Annotated in this window: 25 protein-coding genes; 17 read left to right on the forward strand and 8 right to left on the reverse strand. The window is 55.8% G+C overall.

Annotated elements, in window-relative coordinates:
* Positions 1-149 precede the first annotated feature (149 nt).
* The 3 genes from glmU to Q0915_RS30370 all read left to right on the forward strand — a co-directional run bounded on the left by glmU (position 150) and on the right by Q0915_RS30370 (position 3886).
* Positions 150-1505: a bifunctional UDP-N-acetylglucosamine diphosphorylase/glucosamine-1-phosphate N-acetyltransferase GlmU gene (gene glmU, locus Q0915_RS30360; protein ID WP_299484085.1), complete on the forward strand. Its 1356-nt coding sequence runs from the start codon at positions 150-152 to the stop codon at positions 1503-1505.
* Positions 1506-1618: 113 nt separating this feature from the next.
* Positions 1619-3445, forward strand: a complete 1827-nt coding sequence (gene glmS / locus Q0915_RS30365) for a glutamine--fructose-6-phosphate transaminase (isomerizing) (RefSeq protein WP_299484086.1) — start codon at positions 1619-1621, stop codon at positions 3443-3445.
* The gene (locus Q0915_RS30370; RefSeq protein ID WP_299484087.1) at positions 3446-3886 is read left to right on the forward strand and encodes a GNAT family acetyltransferase; all 441 of its coding nucleotides are present in this window, start codon (positions 3446-3448) and stop codon (positions 3884-3886) included.
* A gap of 44 nt (positions 3887-3930) precedes the next feature.
* Here Q0915_RS30370 and Q0915_RS30375 read toward each other — a convergent pair whose 3' ends face one another.
* Together Q0915_RS30375 and Q0915_RS30380 are read right to left on the reverse strand one after the other, a co-directional pair.
* Positions 3931-4308, reverse strand: a complete 378-nt coding sequence (locus Q0915_RS30375; RefSeq protein WP_299484088.1) for a hypothetical protein — start codon at positions 4306-4308, stop codon at positions 3931-3933.
* A 64-nt stretch (positions 4309-4372) separates the two neighbouring features.
* Positions 4373-4747 (reverse strand): YbaN family protein, encoded by a 375-nt coding sequence (locus Q0915_RS30380; protein WP_299484089.1) that lies wholly within the window; start codon positions 4745-4747, stop codon positions 4373-4375.
* Between the two features lie 142 nt (positions 4748-4889).
* Here Q0915_RS30380 and Q0915_RS30385 point away from each other — a divergent pair, with 142 nt between their 5' ends.
* A complete protein-coding gene (locus tag Q0915_RS30385) occupies positions 4890-5627 on the forward strand; it encodes a DUF502 domain-containing protein (RefSeq protein WP_299484090.1) in 738 nt (245 codons plus the stop codon).
* Here the strand turns inward: Q0915_RS30385 and recG are convergent, their stop codons facing one another.
* Positions 5628-7730 carry an ATP-dependent DNA helicase RecG gene (gene recG, locus Q0915_RS30390; protein ID WP_299484091.1) on the reverse strand — a complete coding sequence of 701 codons (2103 nt, stop codon included), beginning with the start codon at positions 7728-7730 and terminating at the stop codon, positions 5628-5630.
* A 246-nt stretch (positions 7731-7976) separates the two neighbouring features.
* Here recG and Q0915_RS30395 point away from each other — a divergent pair, with 246 nt between their 5' ends.
* Together Q0915_RS30395 and mfd are read left to right on the forward strand one after the other, a co-directional pair.
* Positions 7977-8291 (forward strand): succinate dehydrogenase assembly factor 2, encoded by a 315-nt coding sequence (locus Q0915_RS30395; RefSeq protein ID WP_299484092.1) that lies wholly within the window; start codon positions 7977-7979, stop codon positions 8289-8291.
* 17 nt (positions 8292-8308) lie between these two features.
* Complete coding sequence (gene mfd / locus Q0915_RS30400; RefSeq protein WP_299484093.1) at positions 8309-11794, forward strand: transcription-repair coupling factor; 3486 nt, start codon at positions 8309-8311, stop codon at positions 11792-11794.
* A 30-nt stretch (positions 11795-11824) separates the two neighbouring features.
* On the opposite strand, the gene Q0915_RS30405 is transcribed toward mfd, so the two are convergent.
* Entirely contained in the window at positions 11825-12475 is a 651-nt protein-coding gene (locus Q0915_RS30405; RefSeq protein ID WP_299484094.1) for a protein-L-isoaspartate(D-aspartate) O-methyltransferase, read from the reverse strand.
* Between the two features lie 125 nt (positions 12476-12600).
* On the opposite strand from Q0915_RS30405, the gene Q0915_RS30410 reads away from it, so the two are divergent.
* The 11 genes from Q0915_RS30410 to Q0915_RS30465 all read left to right on the forward strand — a co-directional run bounded on the left by Q0915_RS30410 (position 12601) and on the right by Q0915_RS30465 (position 22107).
* Positions 12601-12942, forward strand: coding sequence for a septum formation initiator family protein (locus tag Q0915_RS30410; RefSeq protein ID WP_299484095.1), 342 nt, complete (start codon positions 12601-12603; stop codon positions 12940-12942).
* 174 nt (positions 12943-13116) lie between these two features.
* Positions 13117-14166, forward strand: coding sequence for a pyruvate dehydrogenase (acetyl-transferring) E1 component subunit alpha (pdhA, locus tag Q0915_RS30415; RefSeq protein ID WP_299484096.1), 1050 nt, complete (start codon positions 13117-13119; stop codon positions 14164-14166).
* 13 nt (positions 14167-14179) lie between these two features.
* Positions 14180-15559, forward strand: a complete 1380-nt coding sequence (locus Q0915_RS30420) for a pyruvate dehydrogenase complex E1 component subunit beta (RefSeq protein WP_299484097.1) — start codon at positions 14180-14182, stop codon at positions 15557-15559.
* A 16-nt stretch (positions 15560-15575) separates the two neighbouring features.
* Positions 15576-16901 (forward strand): pyruvate dehydrogenase complex dihydrolipoamide acetyltransferase, encoded by a 1326-nt coding sequence (locus Q0915_RS30425; protein WP_299484098.1) that lies wholly within the window; start codon positions 15576-15578, stop codon positions 16899-16901.
* A 72-nt stretch (positions 16902-16973) separates the two neighbouring features.
* Positions 16974-18416 (forward strand): dihydrolipoyl dehydrogenase, encoded by a 1443-nt coding sequence (gene lpdA, locus Q0915_RS30430; RefSeq protein WP_299484099.1) that lies wholly within the window; start codon positions 16974-16976, stop codon positions 18414-18416.
* Between the two features lie 62 nt (positions 18417-18478).
* The gene (locus Q0915_RS30435; protein WP_299484100.1) at positions 18479-18943 is read left to right on the forward strand and encodes a hypothetical protein; all 465 of its coding nucleotides are present in this window, start codon (positions 18479-18481) and stop codon (positions 18941-18943) included.
* A gap of 17 nt (positions 18944-18960) precedes the next feature.
* Positions 18961-19209 carry a GlsB/YeaQ/YmgE family stress response membrane protein gene (locus Q0915_RS30440; protein WP_299484101.1) on the forward strand — a complete coding sequence of 83 codons (249 nt, stop codon included), beginning with the start codon at positions 18961-18963 and terminating at the stop codon, positions 19207-19209.
* A 55-nt stretch (positions 19210-19264) separates the two neighbouring features.
* Positions 19265-19504 (forward strand): GlsB/YeaQ/YmgE family stress response membrane protein, encoded by a 240-nt coding sequence (locus tag Q0915_RS30445; protein ID WP_299484102.1) that lies wholly within the window; start codon positions 19265-19267, stop codon positions 19502-19504.
* Positions 19505-19791: 287 nt separating this feature from the next.
* Complete coding sequence (locus tag Q0915_RS32150; protein WP_366525359.1) at positions 19792-20592, forward strand: thioesterase family protein; 801 nt, start codon at positions 19792-19794, stop codon at positions 20590-20592.
* 56 nt (positions 20593-20648) lie between these two features.
* A complete protein-coding gene (lipA, locus tag Q0915_RS30460; RefSeq protein ID WP_299484103.1) occupies positions 20649-21623 on the forward strand; it encodes a lipoyl synthase in 975 nt (324 codons plus the stop codon).
* A 31-nt stretch (positions 21624-21654) separates the two neighbouring features.
* Positions 21655-22107, forward strand: a complete 453-nt coding sequence (locus tag Q0915_RS30465; RefSeq protein ID WP_299484104.1) for a type II toxin-antitoxin system RatA family toxin — start codon at positions 21655-21657, stop codon at positions 22105-22107.
* Positions 22108-22128: 21 nt separating this feature from the next.
* Here Q0915_RS30465 and Q0915_RS30470 read toward each other — a convergent pair whose 3' ends face one another.
* The 4 genes from Q0915_RS30470 to Q0915_RS30485 form a co-directional block, all read right to left on the reverse strand.
* Positions 22129-22563, reverse strand: a complete 435-nt coding sequence (locus Q0915_RS30470; protein ID WP_299484105.1) for a hypothetical protein — start codon at positions 22561-22563, stop codon at positions 22129-22131.
* Positions 22564-22660: 97 nt separating this feature from the next.
* Positions 22661-23137 carry a hypothetical protein gene (locus Q0915_RS30475; protein ID WP_299484106.1) on the reverse strand — a complete coding sequence of 159 codons (477 nt, stop codon included), beginning with the start codon at positions 23135-23137 and terminating at the stop codon, positions 22661-22663.
* Positions 23138-23325: 188 nt separating this feature from the next.
* The gene (locus tag Q0915_RS30480) at positions 23326-23793 is read right to left on the reverse strand and encodes a hypothetical protein (protein WP_299484107.1); all 468 of its coding nucleotides are present in this window, start codon (positions 23791-23793) and stop codon (positions 23326-23328) included.
* 90 nt (positions 23794-23883) lie between these two features.
* Complete coding sequence (locus tag Q0915_RS30485) at positions 23884-24408, reverse strand: CinA family protein (protein ID WP_299484108.1); 525 nt, start codon at positions 24406-24408, stop codon at positions 23884-23886.
* Position 24409 lies beyond the last annotated feature (1 nt).

The following is a 24409-nucleotide window of genomic DNA, read 5'->3' on the forward strand; positions in this document are numbered from 1 at the left end:
TCGCTAAGGTACCGCATCTGGCGTTCATTATGGTTAACGAAACCAAAACCGAAATGCCCAGCCGGTCAGATCTTCCAATGTTCTGTGGATCGGGGCATATAGGGTCCCGATCGTTCGGCTCTTATCCGTAATTTTAAGATGGATTGTTCATGACCACTCGCTCTTGCCTGTCAATAGTTCTCGCCGCAGGCCTTGGAACCCGTATGAAGTCGGAATTGCCCAAAGTGCTCCACGAGATCGGCGGGCTGCCCATGGTTGGCCATGTCCTGAAAGCGCTCCAGGCTGGCGGCTCAGACCGTGTTTCCGTGGTAACGGGGCCGGAGATGCCCGATTTGGAGGCGCTGGTGCGCACGCTTACACCCGCGGCGCAGTGTCATGTCCAGACTGAGCGCCTCGGAACAGCACACGCCGCACTGTCCGCAAAAGCGGCACTTGCAAACCCGGTTGACGATGTTCTTGTGATATTTGGCGACACGCCTCTCGTTACATCTGGAACGATCAAGAATGTGCGGGGTCAGCTTGAAGCCGGCGCGGATCTTGTTGTCCTCGGCTTCGAGGCGAAAGATCCGTTCGGATACGGACGGCTGCTGATCGAAGATGGCCGCCTGGTCGCCATCCGGGAAGAAAAAGACGCAACGCCGGAAGAGCGGAAGGTGACCTTCTGCAATTCCGGCATCATGGGGTTTTCCGGCAAACATGCGCTTTCGTTGATGGAGGCTATCGGCAACCAGAACGCCAAACACGAATACTACCTGACCGACGCGGTGGAAGTTGCCAATCAGCGCGGTCTTACAGTTCTTGCCGTCGAAGGATCCGAAACGGAAACACAAGGGATCAATACACGCGTCCAACTGGCGGCTTGCGAAGAAGATTTTCAAGACCGGATGCGCCGCTTCGCCATGGAAAGCGGGTGCACGCTTCTGGCGCCGCGTACGGTATACTTTTCCCATGACACGAGGCTGGAGCCAGGTGTCACCGTGGAACAGAACGTCGTTTTTGCACCTGGTGTGAAGGTTGCCTCAGGCGCAACCATTCGTGCCTTCAGCCACCTTGAGGGTGCCGACGTTGGAAAGGGATGCATGGTTGGACCCTATGCCAGGCTCAGGCCAGGCACTGTCTTGGCAAGCGATGCGAAAATAGGGAATTTTGTAGAAGTCAAAAACGCGACATTCGGGACTGGAGCCAAGGCGAACCACCTGAGTTATGTCGGGGATGCAAGTGTCGGGTCCAGATCCAACATCGGTGCGGGTACCATCACCTGCAACTATGACGGCTATCTCAAACATCGGACCGAAATCGGTGCGGCGAGTTTTGTCGGGTCAAACTCGACCTTGGTTGCCCCGGTACGATTGGGGAATGGAGCCTTCGTGTCGGCAGGGAGCGTCATTACTGATGACGTGTCGAAAGACTCCATGGCCTTCGGAAGAGCACGACAGGTGGTCAAGGAAGGCGCCGCCGGACGCCTCAGAGACAGGCTTAAAGCCGAAAAAGACGCAAAGTCCTGAAAACATTGGGACAGTGCGCCTGACATTTTCTGAAACACGTATTGATTTCAACAGTTAGCGCTCTCTCGTCTAAAGCAGGGTTGCTAACCGTCTTTTTGATAGGGACCTTTTTCATGTGCGGAATTGTAGGTGTTTTAGGTAATAATGACGTCGCCCCACGCATCGTGGATTCCCTCAAGCGTCTGGAATATCGCGGCTATGATTCTGCCGGCGTTGCCACACTCGTCGGCGGCGATCTTGTGCGTCGCCGGGCTGAAGGAAAGCTTCGCAATCTCGAGGCTGCGCTTGAACGTTCACCCTTGTCCGGTACTTCGGGAATAGGTCATACGAGGTGGGCGACCCACGGTGCTCCAACCGTTTCAAATGCCCATCCGCACCAGGCGGGCTCCGTTTCCATCGTGCACAACGGCATCATTGAAAACTACCTTGACCTGCGTGAAGAAGTTGTTTCGAAAGGTGCAATCTTAAGCACCGATACGGATACCGAGGTCGTCGCGCATCTCATTGATGCGGCGATCGAGGCCGGTAAATCGCCTCAGGACGCGGTTGCGCAAACGCTGCCACGCCTCAAGGGCGCCTTCGCTCTCGCCATGCTTTTTGCAGGCGAAGATGACCTCATGATCGGGGCTCGCAAAGGTTCTCCGCTCGCGATCGGCCACGGCGAGGGGGAAATGTATTTCGGATCCGACGCGATAGCGCTCTCGCCCTTCACCGACCGCATTACCTATCTGGAAGAAGGTGACTGGGCGGTTCTTACCCGCGCCGGCGTGCAAGTCTTCGATCAGAACAACACGCCTGTCGAGCGTGCAGAAGCAAGGTCCTCTGTCACGTCCAACCTCATGGACAAGGGGAACTTCAAGCATTTCATGGCCAAGGAAATTCATGAACAGCCTGAAGTGCTTGGTCACACGCTTTCGCGATACTTCGACTATTCCGCGATGACTGCAAACGTGGCCGGTGCCGAAAAACTCAGGTTCAACGACCTGTCGCGGCTCATGATTTCAGCTTGCGGCACAGCTTATCTTGCGGGTCTGGTTTCCAAGTACTGGTTCGAGAAATATGCGCGCCTTCCAGTCGAAATCGATATCGCCAGCGAATTTCGGTATCGCGAAACACCGGTGAGCGAAAAAGACGCTGCGCTGTTCATTTCGCAGTCGGGCGAAACCGCAGATACGCTTGCATCGCTGCGGTACTGCAAGGAAAACGGGGCTGCGATCGGTGCGATCGTGAACGTGCCTGAAAGCACCATAGCCCGGGAAGCCGACATGGTATTTCCAACGATTGCCGGACCGGAGATCGGCGTTGCCTCAACAAAGGCCTTTACCTGTCAGCTGGCGGTTCTGGCAGCACTTGCGCTTCAGGCAGGGCGCGAGCGCGGTGTCCTGACCGCGGAGCGGGAAAAGGAACTCGTGTCCGAGCTGACCGAAGTGCCTAGCCTTGCGCTAAAAGCGCTTGCCGGTGAGGTCGATATCGAAAAACTGTCGCAACCGCTCTCCAAAGCCGACAACGCGCTTTACCTGGGGCGATCGACAAACTTTCCGCTTGCGCTGGAGGGGGCTCTCAAACTGAAGGAGCTCTCCTACATTCACGCCGAAGGCTATGCTGCCGGCGAACTGAAACACGGGCCGATCGCACTTATCGACGAGAATATGCCGGTCTTTGTTATCGCCCCTTATGATTCCATCTATGAAAAGACCGTTTCGAACATGCAGGAGGTTGCCGCCCGCGGTGGCCGTATCGTTCTGATCACGGATGCGCGCGGCGCGGAGGAAAGCGGCGGTGCTGCGGAAGACGTCCTGATCCTGCCGGATATGACGGACATCGTCGCGCCGATCATTTACGCGTTGCCGGTCCAGCTGATTGCCTATCATACAGCCGTTTTCATGGGGACGGATGTTGATCAGCCCCGCAATCTGGCAAAGTCCGTAACGGTGGAATGAATGATGGACGATGCAAAAGAGCCTGCCATCATTCCTTACGACGATGGAATGCGGCAGGATGTTGTCGCGCTCTGGGACGCGTGCGGTTTGACGCGGCCCTGGAATGATCCGAACAAGGATATCGACCGCAAGCTGGCGGACCCGCTCGGTGGTTTTTTCGTAATGGTTCTGGACGATCGGGTCATTGGATCAGTCATGGCCGGATATGACGGTCACAGAGGGGCAATCTATTATCTGAGCGTCGATCCACAGCATCAGTCGGCCGGGTACGGACGACAGTTGATGGATCATTGCGAAGCTTTCCTCATCGGCCAGGGCTGTCCGAAGATCAATCTGTTTGTCCGGCACGGAAATGAGGCCGTGAAGAAGTTCTATCAAGACCTTGGCTATTCCGAAGAAACTGCGGTTCCGTTTGGAAAGCGGCTCATTCCGGACATCTGATGGCTAAATATTTAGCGGTCGGTCGGTGTATTTGCAGCCTGCATTTATGCTTTGATGCCCTGGAGCGAGCTGGTTATGAGATGATCAAGCTCGCTTTGCATGAAGGTGTAGACGAAAACTGGAATGATGATGGGGACAAACGGTAATTCCCATGAAACTGGCCGACTGAGCATACGCTGAGAAAGCGCAACGCCGATCCACCATCCTGCGATGATGAGTGTCAGGATCAGCAGAAACTTAAAAAGTGGCGCTGAAAATCCGAGCCAGAGTGACAATGCGGCAACCAACTTGGCGGCTCCGCCGCCAATCCTGCCGGAAGCCCACATGAAGATCATGAAGATCAGAACGCCGAATGTGCAGGATATGCTCGTCAGAATGAGCTGGAACGAAACACCCAGGAGCGGAGCGACAACGAAATACACAATCGTGACTGCTGCCGAAATTTAATTGGGAACCCGGATTTGCAAAAAAGCGCTCGAGACTGGCCTATGGGTTTGTTTTTGGTCCCGAAGGGCGGCTGACAACGTAAGTTGCACAGGCAAACATGAATATAGCGGTAACTGCAGCGAGCCAGATGTTCGGCGACGCCGACCAGTAGAACAGCAAATACCCGATAGTCATTCCGATAACCGCCACGATTTTGGCTTTTGGGGTTATGGCACCATGCTCGCGCCAGGCGATCACCGGTGGTCCGAAAACGGGGTGATTTAGTATTCGCGCTTCGAGCGCGGGAGAAGAGCGGGCAAAACAGCCTGCGGCCAGGATGAAAAAGATTGTGCTCGGCAAGAGCGGCAGAAAAGCGCCGACGATTCCAACGCCAACACATCCGGCTCCCAGAAGTTTGAATGTGATACGCCGCAATCGTGCCTCCGCAATCGGCAATTTTAGGGTATATCGCTGAAAAATTAGTCAAGCGAAGGATACCGCGCTGCGATAAGAATTATTATCTAGTGTGTGTGACACAGAAAGACGAGCACTCGAGAGGACCTTGGCTGGTTTACCCATGAGCCGAAACAAACATAAATCAGAAGACGCATCGATCATAGGCCATCGTGCTGGTCCGGCAACGCGCCTCAGAAACTATTTTCTGACCGGTCTGGTGATTACGGGGCCGATCGGCATAACGCTCTGGCTGACCTGGACATTCATCAAGTGGGTGGATGGTTGGGTAAAACCCTTCGTTCCGAAGGTCTATAACCCGGAAACTTATCTGCCGTTTCCCGTTCCCGGGTTCGGGCTGATCGTCGCGATCTTTGTTCTGACAATCGTCGGATTTCTGGCAGCAAATTTCCTGGGGAGGAGCATGATTTCCTTCGGCGAAGGTGTCGTTGGAAGAATGCCGCTTGTTCGTAATATTTACAGTGGCTTGAAGCAGATTTTTGAGACGGTACTTGATGAGCGCGGAAACAGCTTTACCAAAGCTGCACTCGTCCAGTATCCGCGCAAGGGTCTGTGGGCAATCGTTTTCATTTCGACTGAAACCAAAGGCGAGGTCGCAAAGCGCCTGAAGGACACGGCCCAGACGGTATCCGTGTTCCTGCCGACAACCCCGAACCCGACTTCGGGATTTCTGCTGTTCGTCCCAAAGGAAGACGTGATTGAGCTGTCGATGGGTGTTGAAGACGCGGCTAAACTGGTGATTTCTGCCGGCCTTGTCAGCCCGGATCTTCCGGAGATTCTGGAAGACGTCATTGCGGAACCTGAAAAGCTGGAGCGCATCCGAGAGCGTGAAGAAGCCTGATCACCCAGCCCGCAGCAATCGGATCGCGGCATCCCGGCCGAACAGATAGAGCAGGCAGCGAAGCGCTTCGCCGCGCTGTGATTTCAAATCCGGATCGGTTTGAAGAATGAGCCGCGCGTCATCGCGCGCGACTTCCATGAGGTCGGCGTGTTCGTCTGCGCGCGCAATGCGGAAGCCTGGCGTGCCGGATTGCCGTGTCCCGAGAATTTCACCACCGCCACGCAGCTTGAGATCCTCCTCTGCAATCAGGAATCCGTCATTGGTCTCGCGCATGATGTTAAGCCGGGCGCCAGCGGTTTCTCCCAAAGGCCCCTTGTAGAGGAGAACGCAGGAAGAGGGTTTGTCGCCACGGCCGACACGGCCCCGAAGCTGGTGCAATTGAGCCAATCCGAACCGTTCGGCGTGTTCGATCACAATGATGGTCGCATCGGGAACGTCTACGCCGACCTCAATTACGGTGGTTGCCACAAGAACCTTCGTCGCGCCTGACTTGAACGCCGACATGGCCGCGTCTTTTTCGTCTGCGCTCATGCGCCCGTGGACAAGCGACACCGGTTGCCTGAGAGCGTGCTCGAGCACGCGGTGCCTGTCCTCTACTGCAGCGAGGTCGATCTTTTCCGATTCCTCAACCAGTGGACACACCCAATAGACCTTTTGCCCCTCCGAGATAGCCGAACCAACTCTGGAGATGATTTCATCCAAACGGTCCAGCGAGACGGAAACAGTCTTGATAGGTTTGCGCCCGGCTGGCTTGTCCGTGAGGCGGGAGACATCCATGTCGCCGAAACAGGTGAGGACGAGCGTTCGCGGGATAGGCGTTGCCGTCATGACCAAAACGTCAACGCCCTGGCCCTTGCCGGAAAGGGCGAGGCGCTGGTGGACGCCGAAGCGGTGCTGTTCGTCAACCACGACCATGCCAAGGTTCTTGAAGGAAACAGACCCTTGAAAGAGGGCGTGCGTGCCGACCACAAGGTCAATCTCACCAGCATCGAGCTTTTTCTGAAGAAAGCGCCGTTCCTTCTGGCTGTCCTTTCCGGTCATCAGTGCTAGACGGATGCCGGCTTTTTGGCAAATCGGTTCCATCGAAGCGAAGTGCTGGCGCGCGAGGATCTCGGTCGGCGCCATCAGGCCGCCCTGTGCGCCCGTCTCGATCACCTGTGCAAGCGTTGCGAGGGCTACGACGGTTTTGCCAGAGCCGACATCACCCTGAAGCAGCCGGAGCATACGGGTCGGCTCAGCAAGGTCTTCGTTGATTTCGCGAATTGCGTTCGCCTGGCTGTCGGTCAATCGAAAGGGCAGGGCGTCGATCACCGCCTTTTGTAAGGCTCCATCCGGTTTCCGGGCAATGCCGCCAAGCGTTCGCATGTTGGCACGCACCATTGCCAGCGCGAGTTGGCTTGCCAGCAATTCGTCATAGGCAAGCCGCTGCATGAAAGGCGATTGAGGGTCTATGTCCTGGCGTTCTTTTGGCAGGTGAAGCGTCTGCAACGCGTCCTGAAAGTCCGGCCAGCCGGTCTGATGGTGATGCGCTTCATTTTGCCATTCCGGCATTTGCGGAACGCGTTCGAGCGCCGCGCGCATGGCTTTTTGCAGTGTTTTGGAAGCAAGGCCAGCCGTCAATGGATAGACCGGTTCGATCGACGGCATCTGCTCTGCTTCTTCGAGGTTGAGCGCATAATCCGGATGAACCATTTGCGGTTTGTCATTGAACCACTCGACCTTGCCGGAAACAATCCTGCGCTCGCCTTCCGGAAATGTCTTTTCCAGCCAGTCCCTTCGCGGGTGAAAAAAGACGAAATCGATCTGGCCCGTTTCATCGTAGGCGGAGATTTTGTAGGGCGCTTTGGAGTGCCTGGGCGGCGCATGATGTCTGCCGACTGTGACGTCCAGAGTAACGATGTCGCCATTTTCCGAATAGGCGATGCCAGGTCTGTGGCGCCGGTCAATCAGGCTGTGCGGGACATGAAACAGAAGATCGGCAACTGTCGTATCCCTGTCCTGCTGCCCGCCAATGAGACCGGACACCAGTTTTGCAATCTTGGGTCCTATCCCGGGCAAGGTAGAGACGGGAGCAAAAAGGGGATCAAGAACCGGCGGTCGCATTTTCTGTCGGTTTCTAACCTTTGAGATTGAGCTTTGGGGAACCTTCCTATTCGTTTTGCCATGAAGGGAAGTTGGAGCGCAAGCTGTAGAACATTATGTGAACAAATAAGAGCGTCAATTTCATGCAAGGCGCTGACATTCTCGAATTACGGCGTTATATAACCGTCACTCTTTGACCGTCCCCGGCTGCATCATCGCGAACTCAGAATTCAGATCCGTGCCGGTGGAACTCCTGATAGGCTTCACATGTCCGATCCAACTGCTAGCAATGACAACCCGCAGGGTGAACGTGACCCGCGCTGCAAGAAGATTCTCTTTCGGTGTTGGCATCGTGGCATGAAGGAAATGGATCTCCTGCTTGGCGGCTTTGCCAACGCCCAGATTGACACGCTTTCAGAAGCAGAACTTCTTGAACTGGAGCACCTTCTGACAGCGCATGACCAGGATCTTTATGCCTGGATGACCGGCCGCAAACCCTTGCCCGCAGAATGGGACGGGCCTCTTTACCGCAAGATCATCGCCTATCACGAAGCGTCCGGCCCCGCCGGTTTCATGAAATAACGAAAAGGACGTTTGCTGTGTTCGACAGCCTGCTCAAGGATCGGGCCAACGTCACGCTGGCGGGTGTGCCGGACGGTGCGGAAAGTTACGCGCTTGCCAGAGTTCTGGCGGAAAGCGACGCTGATGGTCTCGCGCTTGTGTTCGTGGCACGCGATGCAACGCGCATGGCGATGGTCAGTGAAGCGCTTGCGTTTTTCGATCCAACTATCGACGTTGTACAGCTGCCTGCCTGGGATTGCCTGCCATACGACCGCGTATCGCCGAATTCAGCGATCAGTGCGCGGCGGTTGCTGGCGCTCGGTCAGCTGGCGCGCGGAATTCCGGCCGGAAAAAAGACGATCCTGCTGACGACTTTGAATGCAGCCCTCCAACGCCTGCCTGAGCGCAGCTTCATGGAGGAGCAGACATTTTCCATGGCCCCGGGCAACCGGGTTGATATGGCAGCCATCACCAACTGGCTGGAGATGAACGGGTTTTCGCGGACCCCAACCGTCCGGGAAACCGGTGAATACGCCGTTCGCGGGGGCATTGTGGATCTTTTTGCGCCTGGCGCTGAAGAACCTGTGCGCCTCGATTTTTTTGGTGACACGCTGGAATCCATCCGATCGTTCAATTCAGAGACCCAGCGAACATCGAAACAGCTCAAACGGCTCGACCTAGTGCCCATGAGCGAAGTCGTACTGTCCGAAGACGCAATCTCGCGATTCCGGCGCTCCTATCTTTCTCAATTTGGTGCGGCCAGCCGGGAAGACGTGCTTTATCAGTCTATCAGCGACGGTCGTCGCTATGCCGGTATGGAGCACTGGTTACCGCTGTTTCACGAACGGCTGGAGACGCTGTTCGACTATATCGGCGATACGCCGGTGGTTCTCGATACGAATGCCACCGATGCAGTGCGTGAACGCTCCGATCAAATCGTCGAGCATTACCAGGCCCGCCAGGATGCGCGAGAAATGGGGTCTGCGTCTGGCACCGTCCCCTATATGCCGATAAAGCCGGATAGTCTCTATTTCACACAAGACAGCTGGACGTCCGAGATCGCCGACAGGGCGAGTGCCGCACTCGACCCGTTCACGCCCCCGCCCGGAAGCGGCAAGACCATTGTCGAGCTCGAAGGACGGCAGGGGCGCAGTTTCGCAGCAGAACGCGCTGCCGGAGATGTCAACATCTTCGATGCTTTGACGAGCCATGTGCGTGCGCTTCAAAAAGAGGGCAAGCGCACCGTTATCGCCTGCTGGTCCGAAGGATCCCGCGATCGCCTTGGTCAGATCCTGGCCGACCACGGTCTGGGCTCGGTTCAGGATGTCGAAACGCTGGACGGCGTTGAGAAACTCCCTGCCAAGACTTCAGCATTGTGCGTTCTTGGAATCGAGCACGGCTTTGAACTCAAGGACATCGCCTTTATCGGCGAGCAGGACATTCTCGGCGACAGGCTGGTCAGAAAGTCCCGGCGCAAGTCCAAGGGCGCGAATATCATCACAGAAGCAACGGGGCTTTCCGAAGGAGATCTCGTTGTCCATGTCGAACATGGCATTGGCAGATTTATCGGCCTGAAAACCATCGAGGCCGTCGGTGCACCGCATGATTGCCTGGAACTGCAATATGCAGGAGGCGACAAGCTTTACCTGCCTATTGAGAATATTGAACTCCTGTCGCGCTACGGCTCCGAGGACCAGGAAGCTCAACTCGACAAGCTGGGTGGCGGTGCCTGGCAGGCTCGTAAGGCGAAACTCAAGAAACGTATCCTCGAGATCGCTGATGGTTTGGTCAAGACCGCTGCTGAACGCGCGCTCAAGACCGCGCCAGTGGTTGAGACACCCGATGGGGTGTACGACGAGTTTGCAACGCGCTTTCCTTATGAGGAGACGGACGATCAAATGACGGCCATTGATGCCGTTTTCGATGATCTCTCATCGGGCCGGCCAATGGATCGCCTGATCTGCGGCGATGTGGGGTTTGGCAAAACCGAAGTGGCGTTACGCGCAGCCTTCATTGCCGCGATGTCCGGACGCCAGGTCGCTGTTGTTGTGCCGACGACGCTTTTGGCGCGTCAGCACTACAAGACCTTTTCCGAACGGTTTCACGGGCTTCCGATCAATGTCGGTCACGCATCGCGCCTGGTTCCATCCAAACAGCTGACGCTGACCAAAAAGGGCATTACCGACGGCTCCGTCGATATCGTTGTCGGAACGCACGCGCTTCTTGGAAAATCGATCCAGTTCCGCGATCTCGGCCTGCTGATCATCGATGAGGAGCAGCATTTCGGGGTGAAGCACAAGGAGCGGCTCAAGGAGCTGAAGTCTGACGTCCATGTCATGACTCTGTCGGCAACCCCGATCCCGCGTACGCTGCAACTGGCCCTGACGGGTGTTCGTGAATTGTCGCTGATCGCAACGCCGCCGGTCGACAGGCTGGCTGTGCGGACCTTTGTTTCGCCTTTTGATCCTTTGGTCGTGCGGGAGGCTCTTCTGCGCGAACACTATCGCGGTGGTCAGAGCTTTTACGTCTGTCCGAGGCTTTCTGATATCGCCGACAGGCTGGCGTTTCTGGAAGAGCAGGTTCCGGAACTTAAGGTTGCTGTTGCACATGGCCAGATGCCGCCCGGCGAACTCGAAGACGTTATGAACGCCTTTTACGAGGGCAAGTACAACGTTCTGCTCTCAACCACGATTGTCGAATCAGGACTGGACATCCCGACCGCGAACACGCTGATCGTACACCGGGCCGATATGTTCGGTCTGGCGCAACTCTACCAGCTGCGCGGACGTGTCGGGCGCTCCAAAACACGGGCTTATGCGCTCTTCACGGTTCCGGCCAACAAGACACTCACGGCGACAGCCGAAAGAAGGCTCAAGGTGCTGCAATCGCTGGAAACACTCGGCGCCGGTTTTCAGCTCGCCAGTCACGATCTGGATATTCGCGGGGCAGGGAACCTCCTTGGCGAAGAACAGTCAGGCCATATCAAGGAGGTAGGCTTCGAACTCTATCAGCAGATGCTGGAAGAGGCGGTGGCGCAGCTCAAGGATGGTGGCGCTGATTACGGCGAAGAACAATGGTCACCACAAATCAACATCGGGACGCCGGTCCTCATTCCGGAGGACTATGTCGCTGATCTCCAGCTGCGTCTGCAGCTCTACCGCCGGTTGGGAGATGTCACCGAAGCGGAGGAAATCGACGCGTTCGGTGCAGAACTTATCGACCGGTTCGGACCCTTGCCGGAAGAAGTGCAGCATCTTCTGAAGATCGTCTATATCAAGGGACTGTGCCGCAAGGCGAATGTAGAGAAGGTCGACGCCGGTCCGAAGGGCATGGTGGTCAGTTTCCGCAACAGCGAGTTTTCCAACCCGGCCGGTCTCGTTTCCTATATCGCGGAGCAGGGCGTTCTTGCAAAGATCCGTCCGGACCAGCGTGTGGTGCTAAGCCGGGATTGGGAAAAGACGGATTCGCGGCTCAAAGGGACTGCCACCATTTTGACGAAGCTGGCGCGACTTGCGGCGGCTTGATCGGCATCCAGCCGATGGGAATGTAACGGCTTAATCAGACCAACCGTCTTCGCCGACCAGGGGTACAAAAGCCACTCCGCCGTGGCTTTCGGTTTCAAATTTTTGTTCGGAAATTCTGCGAATACGAAGAAGGTCCTGGTTCATTCTGCTGTTGCCGACTGGAATAACCAGTCGGCCACCTGATTTCAGCTGGTGTTTCAACACCTCCGGTACTGCGGGTGCGCCGGCAGAAACCAGGATCGCATCATAAGGGCTTCTGTCAGGAAACCCGATAGTGCCGTCGATGCAATGGACCTCGACCGGGTTGCACTCCAGTACGCCGAGAACGTCACGGGCATTTTTTGCAAGCTCCGAGATACGTTCAACGGTGACCACATGGCCGCACAGCTCCGACAGAACGGCGGCGGCGTATCCGGATCCTGTTCCAACCTCCAGAACCGTGTCAGTTGCAGAAAGTTCAAGCAGCTCACACATCAGCGCAACCATGTAAGGCTGCGAGATCGACTGGTAGTGGCCAATGGTGAGCGGCATGTCCCGGTAAGCATGTTCAGAGAGTTTCTTTGAGACAAACCGATGCCGTGGAACCTTCCGCATGGCGGCCAGTACACGTTTGTCGCGAAGACCGCGGCCTTCGAGCTGCCTCGACACCATTTCCTCACGCGCATCTGCAAATCGGTCCATGTCCGGCCCCTCCAGTCATTTGCGAATTAACCGGCATTTGAATGACTGTCTCAAGACTCTATTAAACCTAACCCCGCATAGTGGAGAAACAAAGAGACCAAGAGTTCAGCGTTAAGGTCCCAAGAGTGCCCCGAGCAGCTACCCGCCAGCGAAAACAGTCTTTCATTCGCCGCCTCATTACGCCCGCTATCGCTATTGCGGCGCTTGGTTATTTCGGATTTCACGCCATGAGCGGTGAACTCGGTCTGGTTGGCCGAGCCATGATCGAGAGCAGGGTCTCTGAGCTCGAGGCCGAGCTCGAAGTCCTGTCGGGAGAGCGGCAAGAGCTTGTAGCCCGCGTCAGCCTGCTCAGGCCTGAAAGTCTTGACCCGGATATGCTGGACGAACGTGCCCGGCTGAACCTAAATCTTGTGCATACAAACGAACTGGTCGTCCTTCGACCCGGACATCGCTACACCATGAACTAAAAAATGGTTCATTTTTAGTGATTAACAATATTCTTGTTAAAATCTATTTTTCGCATTGAAAGCAATAATTTAAATCGCTTCAAGTTCCCGTTTTATTTGGATTGGATTGACAGGAGCAACAGGATAAGTTGCAGCTACCTGTCTTAGGGGAAACGTCACGCCGAGAAGAGGGTTATGGCCACAGCATCAAAGACCACTTCCGCTCGCTCCAAGAGCGCTAGCCGGACCCGCAGCACCGCCAAGAAAGCGAAGCCTGCGATCGCCGAGTTCGACAAGGACGAAGAACTTCACGCTTACCGCGAAATGCTTCTGATCCGCCGATTTGAGGAAAAAGCCGGACAATTGTACGGCATGGGTCTCATCGGCGGGTTTTGTCATTTGTATATCGGGCAGGAAGCTGTCGTGGTCGGTATGCAGATGGCCAAAAAAGACGGCGATCAGATGATCACCGGCTATCGCGACCACGGCCATATGCTGGCAATGGACCTCGACCCCGGCGCTGTCATGGCGGAACTCACGGGTCGTCGCGGCGGTCTTTCCAAAGGGAAGGGCGGGTCGATGCATATGTTCTCCAAAGAGAAACATTTCTACGGCGGCCACGGTATTGTCGGAGCCCAGGTTTCGCTTGGAACCGGGCTTGGTTTTGCCAACAAGTATCGCGAAAATGGCAACGTTTCCATGGCGTTCTTCGGTGACGGCGCTTCCAACCAGGGCCAGGTCTACGAGAGCTTCAACATGGCAGAGCTCTGGAAACTCCCGGTCGTCTACGTGATCGAGAACAACAAATACGGCATGGGAACGAGCATCAATCGCGCCTCGGCCACTACAGATCTTTCCCAGCGCGGGGCCTCGTTCGGTATCCCCGGCGAGCAGGTTGACGGGATGGATGTGCGGGCCGTGAAGGCTGCATCAGACAAGGCGCTTGCCTGGTGCCGCGAAGGCAAGGGGCCGTACATCCTTGAAATGATCACCTACCGCTATCGCGGTCACTCCATGTCCGATCCGGCGAAATACCGTTCCAAGGATGAAGTCCAGAAAATGCGGACCGAGCATGACCCGATCGAGCAGGTCAGGGTTCGGATGATCGAAAAGGGCTGGGCGAGCGAAGACGACCTGAAGGCGATCGACAAGGATGTCCGTGCGAAGGTCGCGGAAGCAGCTGAATTTGCTCAGAATGATCCGGAACCGGACGCATCTGAACTTTACACTGACATTTTGCTGTAAGCCGGGGGAAGAAATGCCGATTGATATTTTGATGCCGGCGCTCTCGCCGACAATGGAAGAGGGCAAGCTCGCCAAGTGGCTGAAAGCCGAGGGCGACGCGGTGACCGCAGGCGACGTGATCGCCGAGATCGAGACCGACAAGGCGACGATGGAAGTCGAAGCTGTCGACGAGGGCACGCTTGGCAAGATCCTGGTTCCGGAAGGGACCGACAACGTCAAGGTCAACGAGAAAATCGCCGTGCTTCTTGGTGAGGGCGAGGACGCAAGTGCAATGGACGCGGCCTCTGCTGCTCCGGCAGCAGCGCCGGCTCAGGCCGAAGTGCCGAGTACAGCTGCTGCGCCGGCAGCTCCTGCCGCCCCTGTCGTGTCAGAGCCAGCGGAAGATCCGGAAATTCCGGCCGGTACCGCAATGAAGACCTCCACAGTCCGCGAAGCTCTGCGGGATGCGATGGCGGAAGAAATGCGCCGTGACCCGGACGTTTTTGTCATGGGTGAGGAAGTGGCCGAGTATCAGGGGGCCTACAAGATCACCCAGGGTCTTCTGGACGAATTCAGCGAAAAACGCGTGATCGACACACCTATCACCGAACATGGGTTTACGGGCCTGGGCGTCGGTGCCGCAATGTCGGGCCTGCGTCCAATCGTTGAGTTCATGACATTCAACTTTGCCATGCAGGCGATGGATCAGATCATCAATTCCGCTGCGAAGACGCTGTATATGTCCGGTGGACAGATGGGTGCACCGATTGTTTTCCGTGGCCCGAACGGGGCGGCGGCACGCGTTGGCGCGCAGCATTCGCAAGACTATGCCGCATGGTATGCTCATGTTCCCGGTCTGAAGGTTATCCAGCCTTATTCCGCGGCAGATGCAAAGGGTCTGTTGAAGGCGGCGATCCGGGATCCGAACCCCGTCATCTTCTTGGAAAATGAAATCCTCTACGGTCATTCCTTCGAAATTCCGGATATGGACGATTTCGTCCTGCCAATCGGCAAGGCGAAGATCGAACGCGGCGGTACGGACGTAACGCTCGTTTCCTGGGGCATCGGCATGACCTATGCGTTGAAGGCCGCGGACGAACTGGCTGGCATGGGTATTTCGGCGGAAGTCATCAACCTGCGCACCATTCGTCCTCTCGATATCGATACGGTTCTTGCTTCCGTGCGTAAAACGGGACGGGTCGTCACCATAGAGGAAGCCTTTCCGATGTGTTCGGTCTCTTCCGAAATCGCCTACCAGGTTCAGGAAAAAGCATTTGACTACCTTGACGCTCCCGTCTTGCGGGTGACAGGCAAGGACGTTCCGATGCCATATGCGGCAAACCTTGAAAAGCTCGCATTGCCAAGCGTTCCTGAAGTCATCGATGCGGTTAAGGCCGTGACCTACACAGCCTGAACCGGGGGAGACGGACATGCCAATTAATATCACCATGCCGGCCCTTTCCCCGACGATGGAAGAGGGCAACCTGGCCAAATGGCTGGTCAAGGAAGGCGATCAGGTTTCCGCAGGCGATGTGATCGCCGAGATCGAAACCGACAAGGCCACGATGGAAGTTGAGGCCGTCGACGAGGGCACTGTCGGCAAGATCGTCGTCCCAGCCGGCAGCGAAGGCGTCAAAGTCAACGCACTGATAGCGGTACTGCTTGAAGACGGTGAAGACGCAGGTTCCATTGATACGGCTGCAGCTGCAGCTGCAGCTCCTGCGCCGGCAGCTGCCGAAGCAGCGGCTCCGGCCACCGCAGCAGCTGCCCCTGCGGCTGCTGCACCGGCTGGTCCGGCACCGGTCGCTGCCGATGGCGCCCGTATCTTTGCTTCTCCGCTTGCAAGACGGCTTGCCAAGTTGAACAGCCTGGATCTGTCCGCACTGAGCGGTACCGGGCCACACGGCAGGATCGTCAAGCGGGACATCGAAGCGGCCCTCGCGGCAGGGACAGGCAAAGCTGCACCGGCAGCGGAAGCGCCGAAGGCAGCTGCCGCTCCAACGCCTGCGGCAGGTCCTTCGGCAGAACAGGTTCTGAAGCTCTTCGACGAAGACAGCTATGAACTTGTCCCGCATGACGGCATGCGCAAGACCATTGCCAAACGCCTGACAGAGTCCAAGCAGACCATTCCGCATTTCTATGTATCCGTGGATGTCGAACTGGACGGGCTGCTCGCGCTCAGGGCGCAACTCAACGGGGCAGCGGCAACCGACAAGGATGGTAAGCCGGCTTACAAGCTCTCCGTAAACGACATGACCATCAAGGCGCTGGCATTGGCGCTTCGTGATGTTCCGGATGCAAACGTGTCCTGGACCGACGAAAACATGGTCATGCACAAACATGCCGATGTGGGCGTTGCGGTCTCAATCCCTGGCGGCCTTATCACGCCGATCATCCGCCGCGCGGAAGAAAAGCCACTCTCCGTCATCTCAAACGAGATGAAAGACCTCGGCAAGCGGGCCAAGGAACGCAAGTTGAAGCCGGAAGAGTACCAGGGTGGTACGACGGCGGTTTCCAACATGGGCATGATGGGCGTCAAGGACTTCTGTGCTGTCGTCAATCCGCCGCATGCGACGATCCTCGCAGTCGGTGCCGGCGAAAAGCGTCCCGTTGTCAAAAACGATGCGCTTGCGGTCGCGACGGTCATGACGGTCACGCTCTCCACTGACCATCGTTGTGTCGACGGTGCGCTTGGGGCGGAACTGCTCGCCGCTTTCAAAGGCTATATCGAAAATCCGATGAGCATGCTGGTCTGATGCATGCTTTCCGGCGCGACGGCGACGTCGCGCCGTTTTCGAACGATGACTTCTTTCGCCGGGGAAAACACCATGGCTGATACCAACTACGACGTGATCATTATCGGCTCGGGGCCGGGTGGCTACGTGACCGCAATCCGCTCCGCTCAACTCGGATTTAAGACAGCGATAGTCGAACGCGAACACATGGGTGGCATTTGTCTCAACTGGGGCTGTATCCCGACCAAGGCACTGCTTCGCTCTGCTGAAATTTACCACTATATGCAACACGCCAACGACTACGGCCTTTCCGCAGACAATGTCTCCTTTGACCCAGCGGCAGTGGTCAAGCGGTCACGGGGTGTTTCCGGCCAGCTTACCGGCGGTGTCGGCTTCTTGATGAAAAAGAACAAGGTCGACATTGTCTGGGGTGAGGGGAAGGTCACCAAGGTTGGTGAGGTCACGGTTTCCAAGACCTCCAAGAAGGCCATGGAACCGCAGCATCCTGCGCCCAAAGGCACGAAGGGTGAGGGTGTCTACAAGGCCAAGCACATTATCGTTGCAACCGGCGCGCGCCCGCGCGTGCTTCCAGGTATAGAGCCGGACGGCAAGGATATCTGGACCTATTTCGAGGCGATGGTTCCGCCGTCCATGCCCAAGTCTCTCATTGTCATGGGCTCCGGCGCGATCGGTATCGAGTTCGCCTCGTTCTACAAAACCATGGGTGCCGACGTCACGGTCATCGAAATGATGCCGACCATCATGCCGGTGGAAGATCCGGAAATTTCGGGTCTTGCCAAGAAAAAGATGGAAAAGCAGGGCATCAAGTTTTTGCTGGAAGCCAAGGTTTCGCAGGTCAAAAAAGGCGCGAAGGGCGTTACCGCAACGGTTGAGACCAAGGACGGCAAGAAGCAGGATCTTACTGCGGAAAAGCTTATTTCCGCCGTGGGTGTGGTCGGCAACATCGAAAATCTCGGCCTCGAGGAACTCGGCGTCAAGACCGATCGCGGCTGCGTTGTCATCGATGGTTACGGTCGCACGAGTGTTCCCGGTATTTACGCCATTGGTGATGTCGCCGGACCTCCGATGCTGGCGCACAAGGCCGAGCATGAAGGCGTCATCTGCGTTGAAAAAATCGCAGGCAAAGATGTTCATGCAATGGACAAGTCCATGATCCCCGGCTGCACCTATTGTCACCCGCAGGTCGCCTCTGTCGGTCTTACCGAGCCGAAAGCCAAGGAAGCAGGCTACGATATCAAGGTCGGCCGCTTTCCTTTCATCGGCAATGGCAAGGCGATTGCGCTCGGCGAGCCGGACGGTCTGATCAAGACGATCTTTGATGCGAAGACCGGCCAGCTTTTGGGGGCACACATGGTTGGCGCTGAGGTGACGGAACTCATCCAGGGCTATGTCGTTGCGATGAACCTCGAGACAACGGAAGAGGACCTGATGCATACGGTCTTCCCGCATCCGACACTTTCGGAAATGATGAAGGAGTCGGTGCTCGACGCTTACGGACGAGTTCTCAACATGTAGCGCGATATGCGGGCTGCGGTGATCAAAAAGGTCTTGAAGCCTGACCGGATCGGGAACAAGCGATGCTGAGCTATCTTGCGGACGGGCTAAGGTTTCTGAGTTTCGAGGGAAGCTGGTCGCTGAAGCCGCACGAGGCTCTGACCCTGAACGCGGCACTTGAATGGCTAGCGGGCGATCTTGAGAGTGTCGCCCGCGCACAGCTCGCCCAGCGCTATTTTGTCGAGCGGATGTCGAACGGTCGAATCCCGTGTTTCCGCTACTACCGGATGGACCCCGGTTTGAAGTTCGCCGGACCGCTGGGGTCCGGAGACCATTTTATCAATGTCGTCCAAAAGGTCGAACGCCGTAATCTCACCGCAAAGTGCGTCTTGCACGATGGCGTCGTGTTCGGGTTGGAATTTCCAAAGCCTGGGAACTTTTTCAAGAATGCCGACATTGAGGTGGTCTCAGTGAGTTGTGATGAAACTGCCTTCAGTTACACTGATGCTCTGGACCGTGCGGAACACGGCATCGACAGGAGTGACTAAACGAGAGGGGAAGTCTGATGGATGCAAAATCAATTCTGATCTGGGTTGCCATCGGGATCATTGCAGGCTGGCTTGCAAGTGTCGTTGTCGGAGGCGGCGGTATCATTCGGTACCTGCTCACAGGCGTTCTCGGTGCTTTCGTCGGTGGGTTTATTTTCAAGTTCGCAGGCATCAACATCAATCTCGGCAACGCGTATGTAAATGAAATCGTCGTCGCTGCTGTCGGGGCGATCGTTGTCGTGCTGGTGGCGCGCCTTCTAGCCTGATTGAAACGTCGCGCGCGATGGCGTTCTGGGTTCACAAAACTGAAGAGGACACGGTATGGGGCTGATAGTTTCCGCAATTATAGGTTTGATCGCGGGCGCAGTTGCTCACCGTGTCCTGAACAGCCGAGGTGGTTTCCTCGGCAGCCTGGTTGTCGGTTTGATCGGCGCGCTGCTGGGGGGAGAACTCGCGTCGATCCTCAATCTGAACCTCGCCGGCGGGGTCGTTGACCGCCTGATTGTCGCGACTGTCGGTGCGATCTTGTTTTTGTTCACATGGAAGAAGGTCTTCAAATGACCTCCGTGAAAAATTCGGTAGATCAGGGATCCTTTTGAATGGATATGCAATCGATTGAGGTCGCTATCTATCTAATTCTAATTCTTTATGGAGCCGTTTTTCGTGACACGATTATCCATCGACGTTTGTCATGGGTGTATGCGCTGCTGATTGGTTTAGGTGCTCTGACACTGGGTGTCAGAACATCGTTTGTGATCTTCTTTGTTTTGGTACCATTGCTGGCGGCTTGGCGCGTTCTTCATACGAGACTCCAGAACAGGATGGCCTAAGACGGAGTGAGACCACGCATGAAAAAACTGCGAGATACGGTGGCAGCGGTCAACCGACTTGCGACTTACGGAACATTAGCTCCTGGGCGGGCCAATCATACACAACTTGCCGATCTTGTTGGTCGATGGAGTGAAGGCACCGTGCGCGGACGGCTTGTGCAGTCCGGTTGGGGTGCTGCGCTCGGTTTTCCCGGACTTGTTCTCGATCAGGAAGGACAGAACGTGGAGGTCTTTCTGTTTGAGTCGCCTGACCTCCCTGATCACTGGGATCGTCTGGACGCCTTCGAAGGGGAAGGTTATCGGCGGGTCGAAACACACGTTTATACCGACGAAGGCGGTGTTTCCGCCTTCATCTATGTTGTGGCGGAACAGCAGAGTGAAGCCGGCGCGGATCGACTGCGTGGCGGCATAGGTGCATTTCCTTTGAGAACGACCGACAAACTTCGATACGCGGATACCGATCGGCAAGGGCACATCAACAACGCAGTGTTCAACACGTTTCTGGAAACAGGCAGGGTCGAACTGCTGTACGGCGACGAACTCATGCAGGAAGGCTTGGCATTTGTTATCGCAAGGCTCGAGCTTGATTTTCTCGCCGAAATCAACTGGCCCGGCACCGTTGAGATCGGTACGGCGGTGAAGGAGATCGGACGCAGTTCCTTCAAGCTTTTTCAGCGCGTGTTCCAGGACGGAACCCCGGTCGCCGAGGCCGTCACGATTATCGTTCAGATGAACGAGGCAACCCGCAAATCAACCCCACTTTCTGAAAACGCCCGCCAGAGGCTGGCGGAACTTGTGAGACCTGCGCTCAGCACATAGCTGTCTCAGCTCCATTATATCTTGACGTTTCAGAGGAATAACGACACTTAAGGCCTATGGTTACGATCGTCGACACGCTCAATCGCCCGAACGCAAAATCCGATGCACGTCCCCGGCATCCGGAGAAGGAACATCGTCCGGACAATCCCATTCAGCGCAAGCCGAAATGGATCCGCGTCAAAGCGCCTACGTCGCCCGTTTATCGCGAAACTCAAAATGTCGTTCGCGAAAACAACCTCGTCACCGTGTGTGAAGAAGCAGGTTGCCCCAATATCGGCGAATGCTGGTCAAAAAAACATGCCAGCTTCATGATCCTCGGCGATACCTGTACGCGCGCGTGTGCGTTCTGCAATGTCAGGACAGGCATGCCGGGACCGGTCGACCAAAACGAACCGCAAGGTGTGGCCGACGCAGTCGCGACAATGGGGTTGCAGCACGTCGTCGTTACCTCCGTGGATCGGGACGACCTTGACGACGGCGGCGCGCAGCATTTTGCAGATGTGATCGAAGCAATCAGGAAAACGTCGCCCAGTACGACTGTTGAAGTCCTGACACCGGATTTTCTGCGCAAAGACGGTGCCCTGGAAACGGTGGTCGCGGCCAAGCCGGACGTCTTCAACCACAATCTTGAGACTGTTCCGTCGAAGTATCTGACAGTCAGGCCGGGTGCGCGCTATTTCCACTCCATTCGCCTTCTCCAGAAGGTGAAGGAACTTGATCCGGAAATGTTCACGAAATCCGGTATCATGGTCGGACTCGGCGAAATCCGGAACGAGGTGTTGCAGCTAATGGACGACTTGCGTGCCGCTGATGTGGACTTCCTTACGATCGGCCAGTATTTGCAGCCCTCCAAGAAGCACCACCCGGTGATGTCGTTTGTCACACCTGAGGAATTCAAGGGATACGAGCGGATAGCCTATGCCAAGGGCTTCCTCAAAGTCTCTGCCAGCCCGCTTACACGCTCGTCTCATCATGCCGGCGAGGATTTCGCTGAACTGCGGGCAGCTCGAAAAGCAAAACTCGGCCACTAGGTCCGGCAGCGAACGGGATCTGACAAACTGCATGCCCAGTTTTTCTTCCAATCACAAGGTCAATCACAAGGCGGAGGACATGTTCCGCCTTGTCGCCGATATCGAGCAATATCCAAAATTCGTTCCGCTGTGTCAGGGGCTACATGTGCGTGGCCGCAAGGAACTCGACGATGGCCGCACGGTTCTCGTTGCGGATATGACGGTCGCCTACAAACTCTTCAAGGAGACCTTTACCAGCCGTGTCGAGTTATGCCCAAAGACGCGCACCATTCTTGTTGAATATCTGGACGGGCCGTTCAAGCACCTGGAAAACAAATGGACATTCGAGGATGCGGAAGAAGCAAGCTGCAACGTCGGCTTCTTCATCTCCTATGAATTCAAGAGCAGGACTCTCGGCTCGCTCATGGGCGTGATGTTTGACAAGGCATTCAGGAAGTTTTCAAGCGCTTTTGAAGCGCGCGCAGATGAAGTCTACGGGGCTTGAACAGCCGACGTCGAAAACGGGTTACTTGTACTCTTTGAAGGCGTCGCGAATGGTTTGAAGGCGGCTGGATCTCATGTCGAGTGGCTTGTTCGCCGCTCTGATTTTCGCCACATCACGCTTCGACAGCCCAAGATCTTCCAAAGTCGCGAACGCGCTGTTGTCCTTGCAGACAATCCTGCGGACAGTTCCGGTGTTTTCTTCCAGGATGAGGGTTCGACCTGCGGCATTTTGCTGCTCAGTCCAAATGACCGTCGTCGATGAGACCCAAAAACTGCGGTTGCAGTAGTTTGCACGGTGATAGCCGGACTTGGGCTTGGAGAGAATCTCGTGGAACCCGGTGAACTTGCCATTGGAATGCTGCGACCGGATGTAGAAATCGCTTTTGGCGAACGCTGTCCCGGTCAGACCGGCACAGGTCATAAGCGTCAGTGCAATGCATGCCAGCGAGCGTTTCATGCTTGAGTTCCTCTAACGAGCCCAGCTTAACCCCAATGGCATAAAGAATACGTTACTTAGCTTACCCTTTCGTTACCCGGCTCAGGACATTTTGATTTCATTGGTCATGAAACGACTGGGCGGCCTTGTCTTTACCGTTTGCATTGAAGGCGTCGCGGATCGCGGCAAAGCGGTTGATCTTGTCGATCGTCAGGCCGTCATTTTGTATGATGACCCGTGGATCTTCGGTAACTCCAAGGCCCTTCAGAGTGACCTGTTCGGCTGGGCGCTCACATATTGGCCGCCAGCCTTTGCCCCAGTTGAATTCGACACGAACAGCATAGTTTCGTTCCACTTCCAGTTGCGTCCACGCAATGGTTGCATAACGAACCCAGTAGGACCGATTGCAATATTCGACTTCCACCAGGTCTTCGGCGCGTCTGTTGTAAATTCGGTGGGAGCCCCGAAAGTGACGGTTTTCGTCACGCGAGATTATGTAGGTGTCGCCGACGATCGGAATTTCCGATTGAGCGTTGGCCTGAGTTGCCGAAAGAACAAAAAATCCAAGTGTCAGCAATAACTTATGGAACCACATAATCTGCCTTCTCCAACGCGAGCGACCTTCGCGTCTTGCTATGTCCAGCGATAACTCTTGGTTGTTGTTGATGAGAAGATATGTCTGCTTCTTGTAGAACTGATTGAAAGCGGGACGGGCGTTTTATTAAAAATTTAGGTTCCCTTATTGGGTGCGCGTCATAATTCTGCAATCGATCGGAAAATTCATCACCTGCTGTGAAAACTTCCCTCCGGGTTTTCGGAATTTGCAGGTCGAAACATGGCGCCGAACGCAGCCAGACGGCTTGTGGCGGGCTTATCATTTTCCAGGTTCGCGAGATATTCTCTGGCGCTGACGAGGACACCCACGTCCTTGAGCGTGACCTCCTGTTCGGGATTGGCGCAAATGGGTCGCCATCCGCGTCCAAAATTGTATTCTACATGAACCACATTTCCGCGTTCGACTTCCAATTGAGTCCAGGCGACGGAACTGCTGCGCACGTAATATGCACTCGCGCAATAGTTCACCTCATTCATGTCCGGAGCGAAGTCTTTGAACAGCTTGTGGCTTCCGACGAATTGACCGGCCGCATCCCTTGAAATCAGAAAATAGTCACCAGGTTGTGGAAGCGGGGAAGCAGACACGGAGGTGCTCAGGCAAAGGAAGGCGATCAGCGTCGCGAAGGATTTTTTCATCTTGGAAAACAATCGACAGAAAGTTGGGACCGGGATGAGGGGACTATAGGTCCGCTTATCTTGGAAACCCAGCAGGAACCTGTGTGATCCTTAACGATCCTTTTCAATTGTCAGTGCATTTAGAACAGACGTCAAAGCTGTCTGGATCGTTTCCAGACGGATTGATTTTCTGCCCCTGTCTGCAAACCAGCAATGAAAATGCTGTGTCGGCTTGTTGGTTTCCGCGACGGCAATGTGGACTGTTCCAACGGGCTTGTCCTCAGAGCCGCCGCCAGGTCCTGCTATGCCTGTAACTGAAACGGCAATATCCGCATCCGAGCGCGTCAGGGCACCCTCTGCCATGGCGACTGCGACATCCTTGCTGACGGCGCCAACACGGGAAATCAGGTCGGCAGGGACGCCGAGCAGCTCGGTCTTGGCTTCGTTTGAGTAAGTCACGAAACCTCGGTCAACAGCGGCTGAAGATCCGGCAATTTCGGTAAGCGCGCCAATGATCAGACCACCTGTACATGACTCTGCCGTTACGATCATTTTGCCGTTTGATTTCAGTTCCTCCAGAACGCTGCTTACCAGCGGCGTCAGGTCTGCGAGATCGTTCAGTCTGGTTTCTGGCATT

It is taken from the genome of uncultured Roseibium sp., assembly GCF_947494555.1.
In the GTDB taxonomy this organism is placed as follows: domain Bacteria; phylum Pseudomonadota; class Alphaproteobacteria; order Rhizobiales; family Stappiaceae; genus Roseibium.

What these genes read in the sequence shown, in the direction of transcription:
- glmU (WP_299484085.1), top strand. Translation starts at nt 150, where the DNA reads ATGACCACTCGCTCTTGCCTGTCAATAGTTCTCGCCGCAGGCCTTGGA.
- glmS (WP_299484086.1), top strand. Translation starts at nt 1,619, where the DNA reads ATGTGCGGAATTGTAGGTGTTTTAGGTAATAATGACGTCGCCCCACGC.
- Q0915_RS30370 (WP_299484087.1), top strand. Translation starts at nt 3,446, where the DNA reads ATGATGGACGATGCAAAAGAGCCTGCCATCATTCCTTACGACGATGGA.
- Q0915_RS30385 (WP_299484090.1), top strand. Translation starts at nt 4,890, where the DNA reads ATGAGCCGAAACAAACATAAATCAGAAGACGCATCGATCATAGGCCAT.
- recG (WP_299484091.1), bottom strand. Translation starts at nt 7,730, where the DNA reads ATGCGACCGCCGGTTCTTGATCCCCTTTTTGCTCCCGTCTCTACCTTG.
- Q0915_RS30395 (WP_299484092.1), top strand. Translation starts at nt 7,977, where the DNA reads ATGTCCGATCCAACTGCTAGCAATGACAACCCGCAGGGTGAACGTGAC.
- Q0915_RS30405 (WP_299484094.1), bottom strand. Translation starts at nt 12,475, where the DNA reads ATGGACCGATTTGCAGATGCGCGTGAGGAAATGGTGTCGAGGCAGCTC.
- pdhA (WP_299484096.1), top strand. Translation starts at nt 13,117, where the DNA reads ATGGCCACAGCATCAAAGACCACTTCCGCTCGCTCCAAGAGCGCTAGC.
- Q0915_RS30420 (WP_299484097.1), top strand. Translation starts at nt 14,180, where the DNA reads ATGCCGATTGATATTTTGATGCCGGCGCTCTCGCCGACAATGGAAGAG.
- Q0915_RS30425 (WP_299484098.1), top strand. Translation starts at nt 15,576, where the DNA reads ATGCCAATTAATATCACCATGCCGGCCCTTTCCCCGACGATGGAAGAG.
- lpdA (WP_299484099.1), top strand. Translation starts at nt 16,974, where the DNA reads ATGGCTGATACCAACTACGACGTGATCATTATCGGCTCGGGGCCGGGT.
- Q0915_RS30435 (WP_299484100.1), top strand. Translation starts at nt 18,479, where the DNA reads ATGCTGAGCTATCTTGCGGACGGGCTAAGGTTTCTGAGTTTCGAGGGA.
- Q0915_RS30440 (WP_299484101.1), top strand. Translation starts at nt 18,961, where the DNA reads ATGGATGCAAAATCAATTCTGATCTGGGTTGCCATCGGGATCATTGCA.
- Q0915_RS30445 (WP_299484102.1), top strand. Translation starts at nt 19,265, where the DNA reads ATGGGGCTGATAGTTTCCGCAATTATAGGTTTGATCGCGGGCGCAGTT.
- Q0915_RS32150 (WP_366525359.1), top strand. Translation starts at nt 19,792, where the DNA reads ATGAAAAAACTGCGAGATACGGTGGCAGCGGTCAACCGACTTGCGACT.
- lipA (WP_299484103.1), top strand. Translation starts at nt 20,649, where the DNA reads ATGGTTACGATCGTCGACACGCTCAATCGCCCGAACGCAAAATCCGAT.
- Q0915_RS30465 (WP_299484104.1), top strand. Translation starts at nt 21,655, where the DNA reads ATGCCCAGTTTTTCTTCCAATCACAAGGTCAATCACAAGGCGGAGGAC.
- Q0915_RS30470 (WP_299484105.1), bottom strand. Translation starts at nt 22,563, where the DNA reads ATGAAACGCTCGCTGGCATGCATTGCACTGACGCTTATGACCTGTGCC.
- Q0915_RS30475 (WP_299484106.1), bottom strand. Translation starts at nt 23,137, where the DNA reads ATGTGGTTCCATAAGTTATTGCTGACACTTGGATTTTTTGTTCTTTCG.
- Q0915_RS30480 (WP_299484107.1), bottom strand. Translation starts at nt 23,793, where the DNA reads ATGAAAAAATCCTTCGCGACGCTGATCGCCTTCCTTTGCCTGAGCACC.
- Q0915_RS30485 (WP_299484108.1), bottom strand. Translation starts at nt 24,408, where the DNA reads ATGCCAGAAACCAGACTGAACGATCTCGCAGACCTGACGCCGCTGGTA.